3 protein-coding genes and 2 pseudogenes are annotated in these 4378 nt (G+C 69.3%); 4 read left to right on the top strand and 1 reads right to left on the bottom strand.

The genetic code is table 11. From position 1 onward, the window contains the following. The 4 genes and pseudogenes from IO24_RS0139770 to IO24_RS44130 all read left to right on the top strand — a co-directional run. Nucleotides 1-483: pseudogene (locus IO24_RS0139770) on the top strand (hypothetical protein); the annotation flags it as partial. A gap of 448 nt (nucleotides 484-931) precedes the next feature. After that, on the top strand, nucleotides 932-1237 hold the full coding sequence (locus tag IO24_RS47030) for a hypothetical protein (RefSeq protein ID WP_234335453.1): 306 nt from the start codon (nucleotides 932-934) through the stop codon (nucleotides 1235-1237). A 30-nt stretch (nucleotides 1238-1267) separates the two neighbouring features. Further along, nucleotides 1268-2065: an LPXTG cell wall anchor domain-containing protein gene (locus tag IO24_RS41695; RefSeq protein ID WP_234335452.1), complete on the top strand. Its 798-nt coding sequence runs from the start codon at nucleotides 1268-1270 to the stop codon at nucleotides 2063-2065. Nucleotides 2066-2173: 108 nt separating this feature from the next. After that, nucleotides 2174-2402 (top strand): annotated as a pseudogene (locus IO24_RS44130) (YceI family protein); the annotation flags it as partial. A 1016-nt stretch (nucleotides 2403-3418) separates the two neighbouring features. Here the strand turns inward: IO24_RS44130 and IO24_RS0139755 are convergent. Continuing rightward, on the bottom strand, nucleotides 3419-4378 hold a 960-nt coding region (locus IO24_RS0139755), incomplete at its 5' end, for a non-reducing end alpha-L-arabinofuranosidase family hydrolase (protein WP_031144711.1).

Here is a 4378-nt window from a genome sequence, read left to right as displayed (position 1 = left end):
CGTGGGCGACCGCCCCGGTGGGGTCTCTGCTCGTCCTCACAAACCGCGACGTTTCCCGGTGACCGACGATCTTCACCGAAGTCATCCACCCACGACCAGGCCGACGCGCCCACCGCCGAGGAGACCCACTGGATGCAGATCGTCGAGTGGTACGACGAGCTGGTGCGCCTGACCGGCAGCCCGGTCGTCCGGCTCAACCGCGCGGTGGCCGTCGGCCAGGCCGACGGACCACGCGCCGGCCTGGCGGCGCTCGCGGCGCTGGACGACTCCTCCCCAAGCTCTTCGAGCAGGGGATACCCCATGCCCCGCCACGCCTCGGTGGCGGCGTACCTCCACGAGCGCGACGGCGACCTGACGACGGCGGCTCGGCCGTACGCCGAGGCGGCCCACAAGGCACCCAACCTCGCCGAGCGCGACCACCTGACACGCCAGGCCCCCCGGCTCAACGCCCGCCTGCCAAGGGTGTTCTCCTGGGCGTGGTGATGCGGCGTGGCCGGGTCGTCGGGTGCTCCGGCCACCACGCTCCGGTCGGCCGGAGCGGCCTGGGCGCGCCGCCGCCCGTCGCGTTGGCGGCGGCCGCCTTCTGTCTTTTCCTGTGCTTCCTGTGCGGCTTCAGCCGCTCGGCCGCCGCGGGGCGGTGTGCGGCCGGAAGCATGTGATGGTTCACGCCGTCGAGGTGGAAAGGGAGCCCGGGCGGGTCACCGGGTCCGGTGAGACGGTGCGACCGGGGTCTCGGCGAAAAACGATTTTGAGACGGCAATCTTTCCGCTCCGACTGGCCACTTAGGGGTGCACCGACGAGGGCGAGCCGTGGTCAGCGGCGCTACGCCCTCTGTGTCAACACCCGATCGGAGCATTACGTGTCACCAGACGACCCGAGATCCGCCGAGCAGCCGATGCCTCGGGGTCGCACGCCCCGCCGCCGTAGCCGGATGCTTCGGCATTGTGTCGTGGGGGCGGTGGTGGTGCTCGCCGCCTCGGCCGGTGTCGGCGCCCTGGCGCCCAGCGCGGGCGCCGCGCCGACCGTCGGCATCCGTGTGGATGCCGGTACCTCCTTGGGCACGGTGCCCAGCAGTGGTTTCGGCCTCAACACGGGCTACGGCGACGAGCACATGGGGAGCGCCAAGGCGACATCGCTGATGAAGGCCGCGGGAGTTCGGCAGTTGCGCTATCCCGGTGGCTCCGGCGCGGACGACTACCACTGGAAGACCCACACCTACGGCGACGGCAGCGGCTGAATCCCCTCCAACACCGACTTCGACCACTTCATGGCCATCGCGAAGAAGGTCGGTGCCCAGCCGATCCTGACCGCGAACTACGGTTCCGGCACCCCCAAGGAGGCCGCCGACTGGGTCAAGTACGCCAACGTCGACAAGGGTTACGGCGTGAAGTACTGGGAGATCGGCAACGAGGTCTACGGCAACGGGCACTACGGCAAGTGCGAACCGCCGCGCGACACGCCCTTCCCCACCTACTGGGGCATCCGCTCGCTGACCGCACTGGCGAAGCCTGGCGACACCATGGTCAAGTCGTCCTCGCGCAACTCGTCGGTCGCCGTGCACGCGGTGCGGAGCGGCAAGGGTCTGAACGTCATGCTGATCAACAAGAGCCCGAAGGACGCGGCGCAGGTGTCGCTCTCGTACGCCGGATTCACCCCGGCCGCAGGGGCGGTCACGACCGTTTCGTATGCCAAGGGAGACACCTCCCTGACGACGGCGAAGCGGGGCACGGCGGGCGCACAGAAGCTGCCGCCGTACTCGATCACGACTCTTCAGCTGAAGCCCGCGTCGGGGACCGCCAGCGCTGACAAGCCGTCGCCCGCCCCCACGCCGCCCGCCGCCACGCCGCTTGTCTCCGCCGCCGGCGCGACCGGCACCCGTGCGCAGGCGGAGAACGGCGCACCCGTCGGCCGGCCGACCCCGAGCAGCAGCACGTCCGGCCCCTTGGCTTCCACCGGGGTGAGTAACGCTGTCACGTACAGCGCCCTCGGTGGCCTGCTGGTCATCGCTGCCGGCGGCGTGCTGGCGCTTCGCGGACGTCGCCGCAGGGCTTTGCACAGGAAGTGAGAGCGCGTGAGTGACTGACGGCCCGGCAGCAAGGCCACCCACCCGTGGCGTGCGCGCCGGGTCGTCGGCCTCCGCGCCGGCGTCGGCGGTCAGGAAACAAACAAGGCCCGGGTCGTTGACCTGGACCTGGCCTGCCTCGGCACCGGTCCCGACCCGTGGGGCGGCCCACGGGCCGCGTACCGGGCCACCGTGGAACTGCCGCGCGAGTGACTTCGCGATGAACTACAACCAGGCCGTCCAGGCCGTCCAGGCCGGCATGGCCGCCACCGGCACCACGCTCCGCGTCGGGTTCGACCTCCAGGCCGTCCAGGGCGAACAGCTTCCGCCGCTCGCCTGACGGCGGAGACGGCTCGGCCCCCTGCCTCACTCGGGAAGCAGGGGGCTGAGCCGTCCGTGGCCGGTGCCTCCTGGCGGCTGAGCAGGATGTCGACACCGTCCTGGCTGCCGTACAGCGTGATACCGGGAAGAGTCCGGCGGCTGCGGCGGGCCGGTCGACGTCAAGCCGCGCGGCATCGCCTCCCGCGGTACCGGCGGCCGCGCCGACACCCGGAAGTTGCCGCCAGGGCGCGGTCCAGCCCAGAACCCGCCGTCCAGGCGAAGGCAGCGTGACGTGAACCGGTCCGGCCACGCCGCGTCGCGACCGGGCCGCTACCTCGATATCCGGGGCACGCAAGGCCTGGATGAACCAGCCGAGTACCGGTGCCAGGTTTTCCGGGGGCGACCAGCTGTTGATCACTGCGAGCAGCTGAAGGTACCGCTCCTGGTCAGGGCTGTTCGCGGACCTCGTGCCCGGTGGGCAGCTGGCCCAGACCTGGCCTCGCAGGTTGTCCAGCGGCACGTACTCCAGCTGGGCGAGCGGGTGCCGGTCGGGCACGGCCAGCAGGGCGTTCTCGTGGACCAGGCTCGTGGTGCGGATGCCCGGTGGGACGCGGGCGGGCCAGTGCACTGCCCGGCCAGTCCACAGGATTTGACAATGCCTCGCTTTTTTGGTGGGGCTGGGCCGTCTCTGGGCCAAATCGCCAGGGCATGGTGGACGACGTCATCGACTTGATCCACCAGGCCGACCAGCCGGGCACCAGCGGCGTTTGGCCACGACTTCCTCGAATGCGGGATCGTCATCGCATCCTGCCGGACTGCGCACGGATGTCAGGTACGGATCAGTGCACGCTTGCCCGTTACGCCGCCATGCGCCCGCGGGGGAAAACCACGAAAGGGAGGAACCCCGACCGACACGCGGCTGGGGTTCCTCAAGGCGGTGAGTATCGGTCAGCGGGTGGAGTTGCCCACGCCGTAGACAGCTCGTCTACGCGTCGGCGGACCGTACCCCATCGCGATCACCGTGGATCAGGCGGGTCAGCGCTGCAGGGTGAGCAGGCCCGGCCGGTACGGCAGTTTCAGGTAGTTGGGTTCCTGTGTGTTGTTGGGGAGGCCCTGGTAGAGGAACTGCAGGTTGCAGGGATCGATGGTCATGGTCTGGTCGGGGTTGTCGCGGACCAGGTCACCGTGGCTGACGCCCTGGGCCCAGGTGGAACCGCTGTTGGCCTGGCCTGCGAAGGGGCTGCTCTCGCTGCCGGCCTGGACGGTCCACGGACCGTTCAGGCTGGAGGCGGTGAACGAGCGGAAGTAGCGGTTCGTACCCTGCGCCTCAACGATCATGAGGTACTGGTTCTGCCCCTTGACCTTGTAGACCTCCGGCGCCTCGAACAGAAGGTCCCTTTCGTCACTCATGACCGTCGTGTACGAGGAGCCGAAGTTGCCCGGGAAGTCCCCGATCGGCATGCTCGCCCGGTAGATCTTGCCGTTGTCAGCGGCGAAGAACAGGTACATGTTCTGGTCGTCGGCGATCATGGTCGGGTCGATCGGCTTGTCCCTCTGGTCCCCGGGGCCCTCGGGGAGGCTGCCGGTGAACAGCGGCTGCTTGGCAGACCAGCCGTTGGGGTTGGTGGGGTCGCTGGACGTGCGGTAGTAGAGCGGCCACTGACCCCACTGGGACACCATCACCCAGACGTTCTTGGGCGCGAAGTAGAACAGTTCGGGCGCCACCGCGCCGTCGTTCATCTGGGTCTGGGTGGCCGCCCCCATGTCCGACCAGTTCGTGAAGGGACTGAACGTCGTACCGCCCCAATTCGTTCCGTCGGAGGTGGTCGCGTAGACCAGGTTCTTGCCGTTGTACTTCACGGTGGTGAAGTCCTTCAGCGCGAGCTGCCCGTTCGCCGGCTGCGCCAGCGGGCCGGTCGAGGTCCAGCGGTAGGTCGACGGAAGGGCACACGAGTTGCCCGTCCCGGACAGGCCGGTCCACTTCTGGTTGGTGCC

The sequence above is a fragment of the Streptomyces flavovariabilis genome, assembly GCF_000725785.1.
GTDB classification, from domain to species: Bacteria; Actinomycetota; Actinomycetes; order Streptomycetales; family Streptomycetaceae; genus Streptomyces; species Streptomyces hawaiiensis.
This window is presented reverse-complemented; position numbering and strand designations above follow the sequence as displayed.